The following is a 16529-nucleotide window of genomic DNA, read 5'->3' on the forward strand; positions in this document are numbered from 1 at the left end:
TTAGAAAGAACCCGACACGAGCTGCGGCGTGTAGCCGATGCTGCGCTTGGCGGGATTGGTGAAGGTGGTGCCGACGGTGACGCTGGCGCCCGGCGCGATGCCCGCTTGCGGCAGGGTCAGGTACGGCGCGCCGCCCTGCAAGCCGCTGCGGTTGTCCAGCGTCACGCCTTCAGGCAAGCCCTGCAGCACGATCTGGAGCGGACCGGTGAGCACGCTGCTGCCGGTGTTGGTGATGGTCACGTTGCCGCTGTACTTGCCGCTGGCGCGGTTGAAGGTCATGCCGCTGACCGCGATCTGCACCGAGCCGGTGACGTCGGACCAGGCCGGGGCCAGGTTCAGGCTCACCACCAGCGGGTCGTGGTCCGACGCGCGGTAGGCGTTGCGGCGATACGGATCCTGCTGGGTATCGTTCAGGTTGTAGTCGATGGTCTCCGGCTCGTCGGCATTGCTGTGCCATTCGGCCGCGCCCAGCACCTGCGGCGCCAGCGAGCTGCTGGCCAGCGCGTGGTCGAGGTAGCCCGACAGGCCGTCGAACACATAGGAGTACGGCATGCCTTGCGGACGCACGAAGCGCTCGAGCAGGTCGACCATGCCGCTCTGCTTCAGGTGCGCGATCGGGTTTTCCATCGCGTACGAATTCAGGTCGCCGATCACCAGCACGTCCGGGTCGCCCGCGGCGGCCGTCACCTGCGGGATGAAGTGGTTCGTCAGGCGCGCGGCCTGCTCGGTGCGGGTGCGGTCCCAGCAGCCTTCGCCGTTGCCCGGATCGGTGTCGCCGGGGCCGGCGCCGCCGCAGCCGCCCTTCGACTTCAGGTGATTGACGATCACCGAGAACTTGGCGCCATTATTCGCCTTGAAGGTCTGGGCCATCGGCGGACGGTTGTTGATGCCGTCGGCGTCCGACAGCGCGCCGCCGCTCAGCGAGAGCGACGCCGGCTTGTAGATCATCGCCACCCGGATCGCGTCGGTGCCGAGCGCGGCCGGTCGCGGCACCACGGCATAGGTGCCCGGACGGGTAGCCGCGTTGAGCTGCTCGACCAGGTAAGAGACCGCGGTGTCGCCGTTGTTCTGGATTTCCATCAGGCCGACCACGTCGGCGTCGAGCTGGGTCAGCGACAGCACGATCTTGTCGCGCTGGCGCACGAACTCGGCCGTGTTGTCGGCGCCGCGGCAATTGCCGGCCGTGGTGCTGTTGCCGACCGTGCAGCCCTGGCCGCTGCGGCCCCAGGCGTCGCGGCCATCGGTGAAGGTGGTGAAGAAGTTCAGGACGTTGGCGCTGGCGACCTTGATCCCGGCGGGCAGCGTCGGCGCCGGGGTGCGCTCGTTACCGCCGACGAACACCGGCGCCACGGTCGGCTGCAGCTTGAAGCCGGCGCCGCCGCCGCCCCAGGCGCCGTAGTCGAGCACGCCGGTCAGGTCATGCACCACGTCGCCGGTGCGGCGGGTGCCCTGCTCGTCCAGGTAAGGAATGGTGGCCGGGGCCACGAAGATGCCGTCGTCGAGCACGATCTGGTTATTTTCGTTCTCGCGGTGCAGCGCCAGCGCCTCAGGGGAACCGGCGGCGTAGCGGTTGGTCGGCACTTCGCGGCGGCCGTGCGACATGATCAGCTCGCCGCGGTCGCCCAGGTTGCGGTTGCCGTTGACGGTCAGCGGCGAGGTGAAGCGCACCAGCATGCCCTCGTAGCGCGCCAGGTCGGCGTTCGGCAGTTCGATATTGGTCGGCGCGATGGCCGGACCGGCGCCGAGGCGCTCGACGCTCGTCACGTTGCTGAATTCGGTGTAGCTGCGCGGGGCGCCGGTTGGACGGTATTCGATGACGGTGCCGGTCACGCGCACCAGGTCGCCGATCGCGGCGGCGAAGGTGGAGTTGTAGACGAAGATGCCGTCCGAGGTCGACGGGTCGCCGTCGCCATTCACGTCCTGGATGAAGAAGCCGCTGCCGACGCGGCCGGTGACCACGCCGCGCGTGCTCTGCACGGTGTTGGCATAGGCGCTGGTGGCGCCCGAACCCTGGATCTGCGCAATGGTCAGCTCGCCGGCGACGCTGACGATCACCGTGCAGGTTTCGGTCTGGCCGTCGTCGTTGCCGAACTCGACCTGCACCGGATAGCGCCCGCCGGCCAAGCCCGCGCCGATCTCGAGACGCGCCTCGGCCTGGCCGCCGATCGCGGCCGCCGGGGTGAAGCCGGCCAGGATGATGTTCTGGTTGGCGCCGGCCACGATGGCGGCGCGGGTGACGATGCTGTCGCGGTCGACCGCCGACAGGGGCGCGCCCGTGGCGCTGCCCGGCGTCACCTGGATGCTTGCCGGGCAGGTCAGCACGATCGGCTGCACCACCGGGCCGCCGTCGCAGGTTTGAAGGGGCGAGCTGGTGCGGCGTGGGCCGTTCACCGGCGCGCTGCTGAAATCGTCGCGGTTGTTGTCGGTGTCCTGGCAGCCGAGCGCCGCGCGCTGCAGGGCATTGACCGTCGACGGCGCCGGTGCGACCGCGCCTTCGTACAGGTTGGCGCTGCCGTAGCCGACCAGGTCGACCACGTTGGCGCCGCCCGTCCCCGGCAGTGCGCTGCGGCTGCGCGCCAGCGCCACCTTGCCGCCGGCGCCGGCCATGTCCAGCGCGTTGTTGGTGGCGTCGCCTTCGCCCACCGATGCGGCGCCGCTGTTGGTGCCGGTCTTGCCGACAAACAGGAAATACTGGCCCGGCTGCAGCGTCACGTCCGGCAGCGGCGCGACGGTGCTCCAGCTGCTGCCGCCGGCGGACTGGTACTGCAGGCTCATGCCGTCCAGGCTGACCGGCGCGCCGCTGCGGTTGAACAGTTCGACGAAATCGTGGCTCCACTGGCCGCCGCCATTGTTCGAGTGGGCGTACAGCTGGCTGATGACGACGTCGCCGGGCGCGGCGGCGGCGCTCGCGGCAAAGCCGGCGAGCAGGGTTGCCAGCAGCGTGCGCCGTGGCATAAAGGATGCGAAGGTGGTCATGGGTTCCCTGTTAGTTGTCATGCAAGACAAAGACGCTGCTTTCGTTAGCAATTTGGATAGTAGATGCGCAAATTGACAACATGATGACTAGCAATTAGTCCATACGAACTAATCGTCGCGTATTTGCAAAACAAGGCATGGGAACTGCGCATGCGACAGCCGCGCAGCGCGCCCGGACGTGCGCAAAAACGACGCCGGCGCGCGCGCTCCCCCCGCCGCGCCGGCGTTGTCGCCAGCCCGAGTCAGGCCGCGGCCGCCATCACGGCAGGCTGCCTGCGCCGCGCCAGCCAGGCCAGCGCGCCGAGGCCGGCGAGTCCGCCCAGCAGCAGCGCCCGCTCGCCCGGTTCGGGCACCAGCGAGATCGAATACAGCTCCATCGCGTCCAATTGCATGTACTGCCCGCCATAGCTGCCGTCGATGATGCTGCGCCCTTCGAAATCGGGGTCGCCATAGGTCAGCTGCCACGAGATCGCGGTGTCCAGGCGGTCGTTGACCAGCAGGTCGGGACCGGCGCCGAAGGTTGGACCGTGGTCGGGCGCGTTGTAGGTCTGGCGCAGGCCCTGGCTGGGCAGGATGTGGTCGCTCAGCACCTGGCGGTAGAGCGCCGGATCGGTGTAGTTGAAGACGAAGGCGGTGCGCTGCCAGTCGAAGCGCGACTCGTGCCAGCCGTCCGTGGACGACCAGCTCAGTGGGTTGTAGCCGCCCACCAGCCAGCTGCCGCCTTCATTACTGACGCGCATCAGGGTAAACGTGCTGCCGCGCTCGTCGGCCGCCGCGTGGAAGTCGCGCGAATTGTCGCCCTCTTCCCAGGTGTAGACATTCTGCAGGTAGAGCGGACCGGCCCCGAGCCAGCGTTCGAGCTGGCCGTACAGGATCGGGTCCAGTAGCGGATCTGGCTGGGCTTGCGCCAGCGCGTGTGGTGTCCAGCCACCAAGGACGGCGGACACGAGGCCTGCCGCGACGATCGGTTTCATGACTGTCCCCTCGCTGGTTCCTCGACGGTGCATTGTATGACACGATCGCCCCCTGGTCCGCACGGTTGAAGCCTGTGAAGTGGATACTTACTGCAGGAATTTGCCGCATCAACGCGAGGGCCGCAACAACGAAAAACGGCCGCTTGCGCGGCCGTTGGCGGGAACTTCACGCTGGCATCAAGCCCGCTTGTAGATGTCCTCGAAACGCACGATGTCGTCTTCGCCCAGGTAACTGCCCGACTGCACCTCGATGATGTGCAGCGGCAGCTTGCCCGGGTTTTCCAGGCGGTGGTTCATGCCGATCGGGATGTAGGTCGACTCGTTCTCGGACAGCAGGCTGACCTTGTCGCCGCAGGTCACGCGCGCGGTGCCCGACACCACGACCCAGTGCTCGGCGCGGTGATGGTGCATCTGCAGCGACAGCTTCTCGCCCGGCTTGACCGTGATGCGCTTGACCTGGAAACGGTCGCCCGCATCGATGCCTTCATAGTGGCCCCATGGACGGTACACGCGGGTGTGGTGCAGGTGCTCGGTGCGCTCCTTCGACTTCAGGTGCTCGACCACCTGCTTGACGCGCTGCACCTGGTTCTTGTGGGTGACCAGCACCGCATCCTGGGTCTCGACCACGACGATGTCTTCGACGCCGACCACGGCCACGATGCGGCTTTCGGCGCGCACCAGCGAGTTCTTGACGTTGTCGAGATACACGTCGCCGCGGCGGGCGTTGCCGTCGCCGTCCTTGGCCTGCACTTCCCACAGCGCCGACCACGAACCGACGTCGTTCCAGCCGATATCGGCCGGCACCACGGCGGCGTCGCGGGTGTGTTCCATCACCGCGTAGTCGATCGAGTCCGACGGGCAAGCCGAGAATGCGGCTTCGTCCAGGCGGCAGAAATCGAGGTCGCGGTAGGCCGCCTGCATGGCCTGGATGGCGGCGCCGGCGATCGCCGGTGCGTGCTGTTCCAGCTCGGTCAGGTAGCGGCTGGCGTGGAACATGAACATGCCGCTGTTCCAGTAATAGCCGCCTTCGGCCAGGAAGCCTTCGGCGGTGGCCGCGTCCGGCTTCTCGACGAAGCGGTCGACCTTGTAGCATTCGCCGCACTCGGCCACCTGCTCGCCGCGGCGGATGTAGCCGTAGCCGGTTTCCGGGGTCTTGGGCACGATGCCGAAGGTGGCCAGCGCGCCCTGCTGCACCAGCCTGGTGGCACGCTCGACCGCTTCGCGGAAGGCCGCGCCGTTCTCGATCACGTGATCGGCCGGCAGCACCAGCATGATCGCTTCCGGGTCGATCGCCTTCAGGTGGTGGGCGGCTGCCGCCACCGCCGGGGCAGTGTTGCGGCCGACCGGCTCGAGCAGGATGCCGAGCGGCGTGATGCCGACTTCGCGCAGCTGCTCGGCCACCATGAAGCGGTGGTCGTTACCGCAGACCACCAGGGGCGCCATCAACCCCGGCCAGCCGGCCACGCGCAAGGCAGTTTCTTGCAGCATGGTTTTGTCGGCAACCAGCGGCAGCAACTGCTTCGGCAAGACAGCGCGCGACAGCGGCCACAAACGGGTGCCGGCGCCGCCGGAGAGGATGACTGGATAGATCTTCATGCGCTGACTTTCTCTTTCACTAGCTCGTTATTATTCTCGACCGAAGCGGCCTTGCGGCGCGAACGGCGACGGTCGCGCGCGTTGAGCCACTCTTCGGAAGAGTACTCGGACGCGTGCTTCATTTCGCCTTTACGGTCGACACTATATTCCTTAAAGACAATCATTTCATTTAATGTTACATCGTGCAACACCCGCGTGTACTCGAACAGCACGCTGCGCACGATCTCGGCGCCTTCGCAGATGTGGCTGCCGTGGCCGATCCAGGTCGGGCCGACGATGCGGGCGCCGGCTTCGATCTTGACGTTGGAGCCGATGTACACCGGGCCTTCGATGGTCGTGCCTTCCCAGTCGATGCTGGTGTTCAGGCCGACCCACACGCCCGGCTTGATCTGGGTGCCCGGCACGTCCATGTGGCTGACTTCGCCCATCAGCACGTCTTGCAGCACTTCCCAGTAGTCGCTCATGGTGCCGATGTCGAGCCAGTTGAACGGCCGGCCCTGGGCGTAGAACGGCAGGCCGCGCTCGGCCAGCAGCGGGAACAGGTCGGAACCGATGTCGAACACCTGGCCCGGCGGGATCAGGTCGATGACTTCCGGCTCGAAGATGTAGATGCCGGTGGAAATGAAGTTGGACTTGGCTTCTTCCTGGCTCGGCTTTTCCTGGAATTCGGTGATGCGGCCCTGCTCGTCGGTGACGACCACGCCGTACGACGAGACCTTATCCCATGGCACTTCCTTGGTGATGACGGTGGCCATGGCGCCGGTGCGGCGGTGTTCCAGCAGCGCTGCCTTCAGATCCAGGTCGATCAGGGCGTCGCCGCACAGCACCACGGTGGTGTCGTCGAAGAAGCCGCCGAATTCCTGGATCTTCTTCATGCCGCCGGCCGAACCGATCGGCTCGGGCACGATTTCGCCGTCGTCCTTGGTATAGCCTTCGAACGAGTAGCCGATCTGGACGCCGAACTGCTCGCCTTCACCGAAGTATTCCTCGATCTTTTCGTGCAGCCAGCTGACGTTGACCATGATTTCGGACACGCCGTGCTTCTTGAGGTGTTCGACCAGGTAGGCCATCACGGGTTTGCCCAGCAGCGGGATCATGGGTTTTGGCAGGTCATAGGTCAACGGACGGACGCGTGTGCCCTTGCCTGCAGCGAGAATCATGGCTTTCATTAGACTATCCTTTGGGTTATTTGGCTGTGGTTTGGTAGCGCCATACGTCGGCGCACATTTGAGCGACATCACGCTGGGCAGACCAGCCCAGTTCCGTGGTGGCCTTGGCCGGATCGGCGTAGCACTTGGCCACGTCGCCGGGGCGGCGCTCGACGATCTGGTAGGCGATCTTCTTGCCGCTGGCTTGTTCGAAAGCGCGCACCATTTCCAGCACGCTGTTGCCACGGCCAGTGCCGAGGTTGTAGGTGACGATGCCCGGTTCTTTCTGCAGGCGGTCGAGGGTCTTGACGTGGCCGATCGCCAGGTCGACCACGTGGATGTAGTCGCGCAGGCCGGTGCCGTCCGGGGTGTCGTAGTCGCCGCCGAACACGGACAGCTTGTCGCGCTGGCCGTTGGCGACCTGGGCGATGTAGGGCACCAGGTTGTTGGGGATGCCGCTCGGCTCTTCGCCGATCAGGCCGCTCTCGTGGGCGCCGACCGGATTGAAGTAGCGCAGCAGCGCGATGCGCCAGTCGGGCTCGGCCTTGGCCAGGTCGCGCAGGATGTCTTCGATCATCAGCTTGCTGCGGCCGTAGGGATTGGTCGCGGCAAGCGGGAAGTCTTCGCGGATCGGCACCGAGGCCGGGTCGCCGTACACGGTGGCCGAGGACGAGAACACCAGCGATTTGCAGCCGAACTTGGCCATCGTTTCAAACAGCACCACGCTGCCCGAGACGTTGTTGTCGTAGTAGCGCAGCGGCTGGGCCACCGATTCGCCCACCGCCTTCAGCCCGGCGAAGTGGATCACCGCCTCGGGCTTGTGCTCGGCGAACGCGGCTTCCATCGCGGCGCGGTCGCGGATGTCGGCTTCGACAAAGGCGAAGCCCTTGCCGGTGATCTGCTTGACGCGGTCGCACACCGACTGTTGGGCGTTGGACAGGTTATCGACCACGACCACGTCGTGCCCGGCGTTCTGCAGTTCGACGACGGTATGCGAGCCGATGTAACCCACTCCGCCAGTAACCAGAATCTTCATGTCTTACGCTCTCTGAATGTTGATGTTGACGAGGCCGCTCCTGGCCGATCCGGCGCGCCTTGCGTCGCGTCGGCCCGGCGGCCATGCTGTTCATGCCTGCATTTTTTTTGTTATGAGGCGGCTTCTGCGGCCACCGTGATCCCTGTGTTTATCCTTGTCGTACCTGGTCCTGCTTCACGTCCTGCCCCGCGCCGCTTCCTTGATCAACAGCCACAGAAACACCATGTCGTCGATGAAGTAACGCCGGAACATGCGGCGCGGCTCCTGCAGGAAGCGCCAGAACCATTCCAGTCCGGCGCGCTGCATCCACCCTGGTGCGCGCCGCACGCGGCCGCTGGCGACGTCGAAAGTGCCACCCACGCCCATCGCAAACGGCACCCGCATCGCGGCCTGGTACTTTCCTAAAAACTGTTCCTTCTTCGGCGAAGAGATCGCCACGAACAACAGGTCGGCGCCGCTCTCGGCGATCACCCGCGCCACCGCCGCTTCTTCCTGCTCGCCCTGCCAGTAGCCGTCGCGCCAGCCGGCCAGCTGCAGGCCGGGATAGCGCTCGCGGTAGATCGCCGCCACCGTCCCCACCACCGCGTCCTGCGCCCCGAGCAGAAACACGCGCCAGCCGCGCTCGCCCGCGCGCCGCATCAGCGCCTCGAACAGGTCGATCCCGGCCACCCTTTCCTTGAGCGGCCTGCCCAGCAGGCGCGAGGCCCACACCACCGGCATGCCGTCGGCGCTGACCAGGTCGCATGCATTGACGATGCGGCGCAGGGCCGGATCGCGGCTGGCCTTGACCAGCTTGTCCACGTTCACCACCACGTGCTGGTGCGGGCGCCCGGAGCGGATGAACTCCTCGACCCGGGCCAGGGTCTCCTCCATCGACAGGTTGTCGATCCCGCAGCCCATCATGGTGATGCGCTGGTTCATGTGGTTTCCTTATGCGGCCTTCGCGACCGGCTTGGCCAGCTCGTTTGCCAGGATCGCGACGATGCGCTCGGCCGCCTTGCCGTCCCACAGATGCGGACGGCGGCCCTGCTTGCCCTGGCCAGCCAGGACCTTGCGCGCTTCGCGCAGGATTGCCGCAGGGTCGGTGCCGGCCAGCACATTCGAGCCTTCGTCGACCGTGACCGGACGCTCGGTGTTCTCGCGGATCGTCACGCACGGCACGCCCAGCGCGGTGGTTTCTTCCTGCAGGCCGCCACTGTCGGTCAGCACCACTGCCGCGTCCTTCCACAGGTTGAGGAAGGCCATATAGGCCTGCGGCCCGGCCAGGGTGATGTTCGGGCCCAGGTCGATGCCGAACTTTTCCAGGTTGGCGCGGGTGCGCGGGTGCACCGGGAAGATCAGCGGCAACTCGCCCGAAATTTCCTTCAGTGCGCCGGCAATGCGGGTAAAGGTGGCGGCATCGTCGACGTTGCTCGGACGGTGCAGCGTCACCACGCCGTAGCGTCCGCCGGCCTGGGCTGCCTTGAAGGCGGCGGTCTCGAAGCCGGAGGTGTCGGCGCGGGTCAATTTATCGGCCTGGTACAGCACGTTGTCGACCATCACGTGGCCGACGTAATGCACGGCGGACTCGGCCTTGCCCTCGCGCCGCAGGTGTTCCACCGCCGACGGTTCGGTGACGAAGAACCAGTCGGTGATGGCGTCGGTCACCAGGCGGTTGATTTCTTCCGGCATCGCCATGTCGCCGCTGCGCAGGCCGGCCTCGACGTGGGCCACCGGGATGTTCAGTTTCTTGGCCACGATCGAGCAGGCCAGCGTGGAATTGACGTCGCCCACCACCAGCACGGCGGCCGGCGGCTCGGCGACGCACAGTTCCTCGAAAGCCACCATGATCTTGGCGGTCTGCTGGGCATGGCTGCCGCCGCCAGCCGCCATGAAGACGTCCGGTTGCGGGATGCCCAGTTCTTCGAAGAACACGTCATTCATCTCGCGGTCATAGTGCTGGCCGGTGTGGATGATCTTGAAGCGCAGCAGCTCCTGTTGTCCCAGGGCGCGCACGATCGGCGCAATCTTCATGAAGTTGGGACGGGCGCCGGCGACGAGGTAAATCAGCATGGAGGACTTTCCCTTTGATAATTTTTTGTTATTAAATAAACGTTATTGTAATCCGGCATTCGATGGGGACGGCGGACGATACGGAAGTGATACGTAATACCTCGCAGGGCTGCTTCGATTCGTAGGCACGCGAAACCCAGCCGAGGGGCGGATTCTCGGCCCCGCGCACCAGTTCCAGCTGCAAATCCGCGCCGCTGGCCTGCAGCTGCAGCACGAAGCGCTGGCCGCGTACCGACAGCCCCTGGCTCGACAGGCGCACGTCGAGTTCGGGCGCGAAGTGCCAGAACTGCTCGACCTTGTGCTGCTTGCGTGCCGAGATCTCGTCGCGCACGACCAGGGTATTGGTGGCGCCGTCGAAACGCACGCCGCGCACGTGGCGCACCGGGTCCGGCAGGCGCCCATAGCCGTCGTGCGAGCCGCGGAAGTCGAATTCGTGGCTGGAGGCCGGCATCCGCTCGATGCTGGCGCGCGCCTTGCGCAGCCACATGAAGCGTCCACCCGACACCGACTGGTCGAGGCCGTCGATGCGCACGGTGTTGTGGGCGGAGGTGCCGCGGAAATAGTCACGCCACTTGCGCTGCTGCCAGTAGGAATAGGTGCCGGGGTCGATCAGACACTGTTCGCCGGCGATGGAAAGGGTCAACGCCAGCGCGTCGGCGTGGCCGTGGGCGGCGATGCCGAGGTAGCCGAGCGGGCCGCAATCGAGCATGCCCTTGATCTCGTTCCGCTCCCCGAAATGGTTGCCGAACAGGAAGTAGCCGCCGTCCGGAAAGGCCCAGCCGGTCTCGATCTCGTGCGGATCGGCGTCCGGCCGCCCGCCCGGCAGCGCGTGCAGCAGCCAGCGCACGCCGGGATGGTTGTCGGGCTGGCCGCCGAACACGGTGTCGCCCAGCGCCAGCAGCTTGGCGGCGCGCTCGCCCAGGTGGGCGCTGCTGTTCTCACTGCTGCGCGCGCTCAGGCGGAACACGCAGCCGTCGTCGGCGTCGCCCACGGTCGGCAGGTTGCCGCCGGCGTCGCGCGCCGAGCGCAGGAAGCGCAGCGCGCGCTGCAGCACGGCCCAGTAGGCGCGCGAAAACGGCTTGCTGCGCGGTCCGGCGCGGCGCTCGCCGCGCGGACCGCCGCCGGCCTGGCCGGCCGCTTCGCCGAGCAGGCCGGCGAAGAACAGGAATTCGCACGAGAACAGGTGGTAGCCGAAGGCCTGCTCGCGGTTGACGCCGTCGCGCGAGAACTGGGCCTGGGCTTCCTGCTCCAGCTCGCGCTGGGCCAGGGTCTGCCAGTCGCCGGACTCCTTCCAGCACGGCCAGGTGACCGCGCCCACGTACAGGCCCGACAGTTCGCCGATCAGGTGGTTGTTGGCCGAGGAATGGCGCGACAGGTGGCGCGCGACCGTGCGGCAATGGGCATGGATGCTGTCCAGCCAGTCGGCGCGCAGCCTGCTGCCGGCCTCGCCGCTGAACAGGGCGCTGTTCTCGCCACCGGTCAATTGCCAGATCAAGCTCCAGTTGACCAGGCGGATGCCCAGTTCGAGCGGGCTGGTCCAGTTGGGACCGGTCAGCGGCGGGCAGGCGTCGAGCCAGCTGCGCAGGTTCTGCTCGAGCGCGTGCAGCCAGCGCACGTCCTGCGTCGCGGCCCAGGCCTGGGCCAGGCGCACCAGGTGCAGGTGGCGGTTCAGTTCCCACACGTGCTTGATGTCGCCCACCAGCTCGCGGTCGGCGACGTCGATGTCGCCGTAATAGATCGATGGCCCGGTGACGCCGGTCTCGGGGTCGCGGTTCCAGGCGGTGGGCACGCCGACGTCGAAGCGGCGCTCGGCGAACAGCACCACGTGGCCGGCGCAGATGTGCTCGGCATCCAGCAGCAGCGCCTCGAGCTCGGCGGGGTCGAGCGCCGGCGCGCCGTGCACACCCAGCGTCAATGCGCGCGGCAATGGCGCCGGGGCGCGGCCGGCGCGCCCTGCCATGCGGCGGCCCATCCGGACCGCCGCCGCCTGCCGCACGCGGTAACCCAGTTCCGCGACCGACATGCAGCGCAGCCGGTTGACCAGCCACACCATGCGTACTGTTGCGCTCATCTTGCCCCCACCAATTGTTGATAGATCGCGGCCAGGCGGCCGCATACGATGTCCGTCGAATACTTCAGTTCTATGCGTTGGCGCCCGGCCTGCGCCAGCTTCCGGCGCAGCGCAGGCTCGTCCAGGACGCGGCCCAGCGTGCGCGCCAGCGCAGGCGCGTCGCCCGCGTCGACCAGCAGGCCGTCGACGCCGTCACGCACCGCTTCCGGAATCCCGCCCACCCGGCTGGCCACCACCGGGCAGCCGGCCGCCATCGCTTCCAGCATCGCCATCGGCAAGCCTTCGGCGTGCGACGGCAGGCAGAACAGCCAGGCGCGCGCCAGCTCGGCATCGCGCGCCGCGCCGTCGAGCCAGCCAGGCCACTCCACGCGGCTTGCGATGCCGAGTTCGCCCGCGCGGCGCCGCGCCCAGCCGATGTCCCCGATGCTGCCCTCGCCCGCCAGCACCAGGCGCAGCTGCGGATGGTGCGGCGCCAGCGCCGCCGCGGCTTCCAATAGTTCTCCCACACCCTTGGCCGGCGTCACGCGGCCAAGGAACAGAATGCGGCCCGCTTCCGGTTCCGACCCCGGCGCCGGCCGCGCGTCCGCGAGCGCGGGCAGCGGCACCGCGTTCGGCACCACCTCCACCCGCGCACGCGGCGCGAACTCGCGCACGAAGCCGGCCCAGGCGCCGGACAGCGCGATCACGCGCGAGCTCGCCTCCAGCGTGTGGCGGATCCAGCGCCGCAGCAGCGGTCCCGCCTCGTCCTGCGCGAAGCGGCGAAAGCCGCCGCCGTGCAGGTGGAAAATCGTGTGCGCCCCCGCCAGCCGGCCCAGCAGCAGAACCAGCGACTTGCGCACGAAGCTGGCATGCGAGGCGGCGTGCACGTGCACGATGGCCGGCCGCCGGCCCGCGCCGGGCCGCAGGCACAGGCGCGCCGCACGCCACAGGCCGCGCCCGGCGCTGGCCAGCTTGGCGCGGCGCGCGCCGCCGGCGTGGGTGGCGACGTAGGCCACGCCTTCGCGCTCGAACAGCCCGGCCGCGCGCAGCACGCCGATGGCGGCTGCCACGCCGCCGCGTCCGTCGAGGGCGGTGCCGACCATCAGCACCCGCGGCGCGCCGCTCATGCGGCGCAGCATGGCGGCATCCTTGTCAAGACAGAAACGGCCATATAAAAGGGGCAATGTTTCGATATTACATGACCAGTTGTCAGAATCTGCGCACGATTCATGGTCATCACCCCTGGCGCCGCTGTTACGCGTCCACCGCGACGAATTCGAACTTGCCGTTCGGCCCGCGCGCGATCGCATCGACCCGCGCCACCGCCACCTGCACGCCGGGCACGCGCAGCAGGAAGGCCGCGCGCAGCGCCGCCTCATCCTCGGCCGTGAAGCCGGCCCCGGCCACCACCCGCAGCGTGAAGCGCGCGCCGCCGTGGTACAGCACCTGGCCCTCGACCAGGCGCGCATCGAAACCCTGGAACACGCGGTCCAGGCGCGCCACCATGCGCCCGTCGGGCAGCGTGACGATGCGCTCCTGGCGTCCGATCACGGCGTCGATCAGCGGGAACACCCGGCCGCAGGGACAAGCGCGCTCCCGGGCCGTCATTACCGTGTCGCCGGTGCGGTAGCGCTGCAAGGGCATCGCGGCGTTGTTCAGGCTGGTGCCGACCAGCTCGGCGCTGCCGCCGTCCTGGGGCAGCAGCTCCACCGCCGCATAGTCGCTCAGCAAATGGTAGCGCCCCTGCTCGCAGGTGCCGATCGCCGCCACCCGCTCGGCCTGGCCATACCAGTCGTACACGGTGACGCCAAAGGCGCGCCCGATCGCCGCGCGCACCCTTGGCTCGAGCGTCTCGGACGAGGTCAGCACGCCGCGCAGCGCCGCGCCGCGGTAGCGCCGGCCGTGCGCCTCCAGCCAGTGCGCCAGTGCCGCCGCAGACGACGGATAGGCGTGGATCACCACCGGATCGAAAGCCTCCAGGGCCGCGACATAGGCGCCGATGGTGGCGTTCGACAGGTGGTAGGACGACATCATGAGCACGTTGCCGACCCAGTCGCGGCACCAGTAGCGGCCGTCCTTCGGCTGGCGCGCGCAGACGATGTCGCCGCGGATCCAGGCGCGGCGCTGGTAAGGGCGCCAGCCGATCCAGCGCAGCTGGCGGTACAGGAATCCTTCTTCGCGCACCACGGCGCCGAGCGACTGCACCAGGCTCAGGGGCGAGCCCGAGGTGCCGCTGGTGCGGATGGTGTTGCGCAGGAGCGAGCCGGGACGGCGCGGACGCACGTGGCGTGCCGGGTGGCGCCGCAGCGCGGCCTTGGTCAACAGCCCGGCATCCGACTCGACGGTCGAGAGCCGGGTGGCGTCGGCCGGCGCCGTCACACCCAGCGCCCGGGCGCGGCGCGCCACGTAGGCGTTCAGTGCGTCCGCCGACCGCTCGTTGCGCGCCAGCGCCGGATACACCAGCGTCCGCCCCCACAGGTTGCGCACCAGCTCACGCACGAGCGAACGCAGGGAAAGTTTCAGGGAATACGTCCACATCGCGAGTCCGCATCAGGCATCCGGCTTGGAAGAATTTTTGTATATGTTTCTGCAACTATCCGGCCGAGAATAGCATAGGTACGGTGGCTGTTTACGTACGCTGGACCACGCTGGGAACACTCTGCCGCCAGGACCGGATCGTCCAGCAGGCGCTGCACCGCCGCCGCGAAAGCGCTCGCCTGCATCGGCACGCACAGCCCGGCGCGGCTCTCGGCCAGCACCTGCTGCTGGTCCGGAATATCGTTGGCCACGCTCGGGATGCCGAGCGCCAGGTATTCGACCAGCTTGGTCGGCGAAGAGACGTCGAACAGCGTGCCGCGCGGGATCGGCGACAGGCCGACCTCGGCGCGCAGCGCATAGCCGAGCGCCGCGCGCTGCGGCAGCCAGCCGGTCAGCAGCACGTGGCGGTCAAGGCCACGGCGCGCGATCCCGGCGCGCATCCAGGCCATCTCGTCGGGCGACGGCGCGTCGCCGGCCAGCACCAGCAGCATATCGGGCACGTGCGGCCGCAAGGCTTNCGCGCATCCAGGCCATCTCGTCGGGCGACGGCGCGTCGCCGGCCAGCACCAGCAGCATATCGGGCACGTGCGGCCGCAAGGCTTCGGCGACGTCGAGCAGGAAGTCGGAGCGGCGCGAGCGCGCCACCCGACCCAGGTACAGCAGCACGCGCCGTCCGTCCAGGCGCGGGTCGCGGCTCGGCGCGATGGCGGCGCGCGCCAGCTGGCCGGGATCGACGCCCATCGGCACCGCCGTCATGCGGGCGCGCGGCACGCCCCGGGCCGCCAGCCAGTCGGCCATCGCCGCGCTCTGCACGAACACGTGATGCGCGCCCGGCAGCACCAGCCGGTACAGCACCAGGCGTGCTGCCCAAGCGCGCAGCGCATGCGCCAGCCAGGCCAGCGGCGCGCCGTGGCGGCGCACGTCGTCGCGCCGCACCGCGTAGCCTTCGACGATCGGGAACGACATCCAGTAGGTGAACGGCACGCCGAACAGCGCCGCCGCGACGCGTCCCAGCAGGCCGGAAGCGACCTTGTCGCGCACCTGGACGCAGTCGGGCCGCGCGCGCCCGCCGTGACGCCAGGCCCGCAGCAGGCCGAGCGCATCCCAGAATGGCGACAGCAGGCTGGCGCCGCGCCCGGCCAGGCTGCCGACAGTGTGGACGCCGCCGCCGTGCCAGACACCGTTGCAGGCGCCACGGCGGGCGCCGCCGCCCTGCCCCACCAGTTCGCTGCCGATGCCGTGGCGCGGCAGTTCGGCGCCGAACAGGGTCGCCAGGTCGGCCCGGGTCGGCGGCAAGGGATCGCGCACGATGTAGAAGATGGTGCGCGCGATGGCGCGGCCGGCGGCCGGGCGCGGCGGCTCGAAGGCGGCGGGCGGATCGTTCGGTTCGCGGGGCGGCATGGGTGTGCGGGCGTGCTACCTGGGGGATCGGGGCCGCCGATTCTAGTCGCGTCGCCGGCGCGCACGTTTGGGCGCCGCACACCATGTCTGCGCTGGCGCAGGAGCGCTGTCGAATTCACCCGGGCGCAACCGCAAGCGACCGCGCGCCAACTGCTTCAACTCAGTACTTCAAGACTCTTGCTTCTTGCCCGGCGCGCGCAGGATCGCCAGGATCACGATGCCGAACACGGCGCTGAGCACGGCCGTGCCTTCGCGCCCCATGCCGGCCGCCACGCCGATCGCCGAGGTCATCCAGACGCTGGCGGCGGTGGTCAGGCCGCGGATGTCGTTCTTCTCGCGCTGCTTGAGGATGGCGCCGGCGCCGAGGAAGCCGATGCCGGCGGTGACGCCCTGCAGCACGCGCGACAGGTCCTGGATCTCCATCCCGGCCTGCAGCGGGATCAGCACGAACAGGGCCGAGCCGACCGAGACCAGCATGTGGGTGCGAAAGCCGGCCGAAGCGCCCTTGGTCTCGCGCTCGTAGCCGAGCAGGCCGCCCAGCACCGCCGCCACCAGCAGGCGCACCGCGATGACGGTCACGTCTTCGGCGTCGCCCAGGTCGGAAAATTCATGCTGTATCGTCAGCCAGACTTGGCTCCACCACATTTGCCTGCTCCTTGTCACAATCCAGGCAGAATCATGCCATCCATGCAAGACGGGTGTCGCCACGCTTGGGTATGTACAGAAGGGCGCGGCGCGGCAAAGCCTGTTTATAATCG

At 68.2% G+C, this 16529-nt stretch carries 13 protein-coding genes; all 13 read right to left on the reverse strand.

The annotated features are described in order from the left end of the window. A complete protein-coding gene (locus QPK27_RS06105) occupies positions 1 to 2976 on the reverse strand; it encodes an ExeM/NucH family extracellular endonuclease (protein WP_290417316.1) in 2976 nt (991 codons plus the stop codon). 242 nt (positions 2977 to 3218) lie between these two features. Then, positions 3219 to 3950: a PEP_CTERM-anchored TLD domain-containing protein gene (locus QPK27_RS06110; protein WP_290417317.1), complete on the reverse strand. Its 732-nt coding sequence runs from the start codon at positions 3948 to 3950 to the stop codon at positions 3219 to 3221. A 177-nt stretch (positions 3951 to 4127) separates the two neighbouring features. After that, positions 4128 to 5546, reverse strand: a complete 1419-nt coding sequence (locus tag QPK27_RS06115; RefSeq protein WP_290417318.1) for a mannose-1-phosphate guanylyltransferase/mannose-6-phosphate isomerase — start codon at positions 5544 to 5546, stop codon at positions 4128 to 4130. Further along, complete coding sequence (locus tag QPK27_RS06120; RefSeq protein WP_290417319.1) at positions 5543 to 6715, reverse strand: NDP-sugar synthase; 1173 nt, start codon at positions 6713 to 6715, stop codon at positions 5543 to 5545. The genes QPK27_RS06115 and QPK27_RS06120 overlap by 4 nt, the downstream gene beginning before the upstream one ends. Positions 6716 to 6731: 16 nt before the next feature. Continuing rightward, entirely contained in the window at positions 6732 to 7730 is a 999-nt protein-coding gene (gene galE / locus QPK27_RS06125; RefSeq protein ID WP_290417320.1) for a UDP-glucose 4-epimerase GalE, read from the reverse strand. 174 nt (positions 7731 to 7904) lie between these two features. Continuing rightward, positions 7905 to 8651, reverse strand: coding sequence for a WecB/TagA/CpsF family glycosyltransferase (locus QPK27_RS06130; RefSeq protein WP_290417321.1), 747 nt, complete (start codon positions 8649 to 8651; stop codon positions 7905 to 7907). A 9-nt stretch (positions 8652 to 8660) separates the two neighbouring features. After that, a complete protein-coding gene (gene wecB, locus QPK27_RS06135; RefSeq protein WP_290417322.1) occupies positions 8661 to 9782 on the reverse strand; it encodes a non-hydrolyzing UDP-N-acetylglucosamine 2-epimerase in 1122 nt (373 codons plus the stop codon). A 31-nt stretch (positions 9783 to 9813) separates the two neighbouring features. Then, positions 9814 to 11853, reverse strand: coding sequence for an alginate lyase family protein (locus QPK27_RS06140; protein ID WP_290417323.1), 2040 nt, complete (start codon positions 11851 to 11853; stop codon positions 9814 to 9816). Continuing rightward, entirely contained in the window at positions 11850 to 12971 is a 1122-nt protein-coding gene (locus QPK27_RS06145) for a glycosyltransferase family 4 protein (RefSeq protein ID WP_290417324.1), read from the reverse strand. The genes QPK27_RS06140 and QPK27_RS06145 overlap by 4 nt, the downstream gene beginning before the upstream one ends. Positions 12972 to 13086: 115 nt before the next feature. Next, entirely contained in the window at positions 13087 to 14370 is a 1284-nt protein-coding gene (locus QPK27_RS06150) for a phenylacetate--CoA ligase family protein (RefSeq protein WP_290417325.1), read from the reverse strand. Continuing rightward, positions 14352 to 14861: a glycosyltransferase gene (locus QPK27_RS06155; RefSeq protein WP_290417464.1), complete on the reverse strand. Its 510-nt coding sequence runs from the start codon at positions 14859 to 14861 to the stop codon at positions 14352 to 14354. The genes QPK27_RS06150 and QPK27_RS06155 overlap by 19 nt, the downstream gene beginning before the upstream one ends. After that, a complete protein-coding gene (locus QPK27_RS06160) occupies positions 14779 to 15771 on the reverse strand; it encodes a glycosyltransferase (protein WP_290417326.1) in 993 nt (330 codons plus the stop codon). The genes QPK27_RS06155 and QPK27_RS06160 overlap by 83 nt, the downstream gene beginning before the upstream one ends. Positions 15772 to 15939: 168 nt before the next feature. Then, a complete protein-coding gene (locus QPK27_RS06165; protein ID WP_290417327.1) occupies positions 15940 to 16416 on the reverse strand; it encodes an MgtC/SapB family protein in 477 nt (158 codons plus the stop codon). Between the last annotated feature and the right edge of the window lie 113 nt (positions 16417 to 16529).

Origin of the sequence: Massilia sp. YIM B02443, assembly GCF_030411955.1 — a bacterium.
Taxonomy (GTDB): domain Bacteria; phylum Pseudomonadota; class Gammaproteobacteria; order Burkholderiales; family Burkholderiaceae_D; genus Telluria.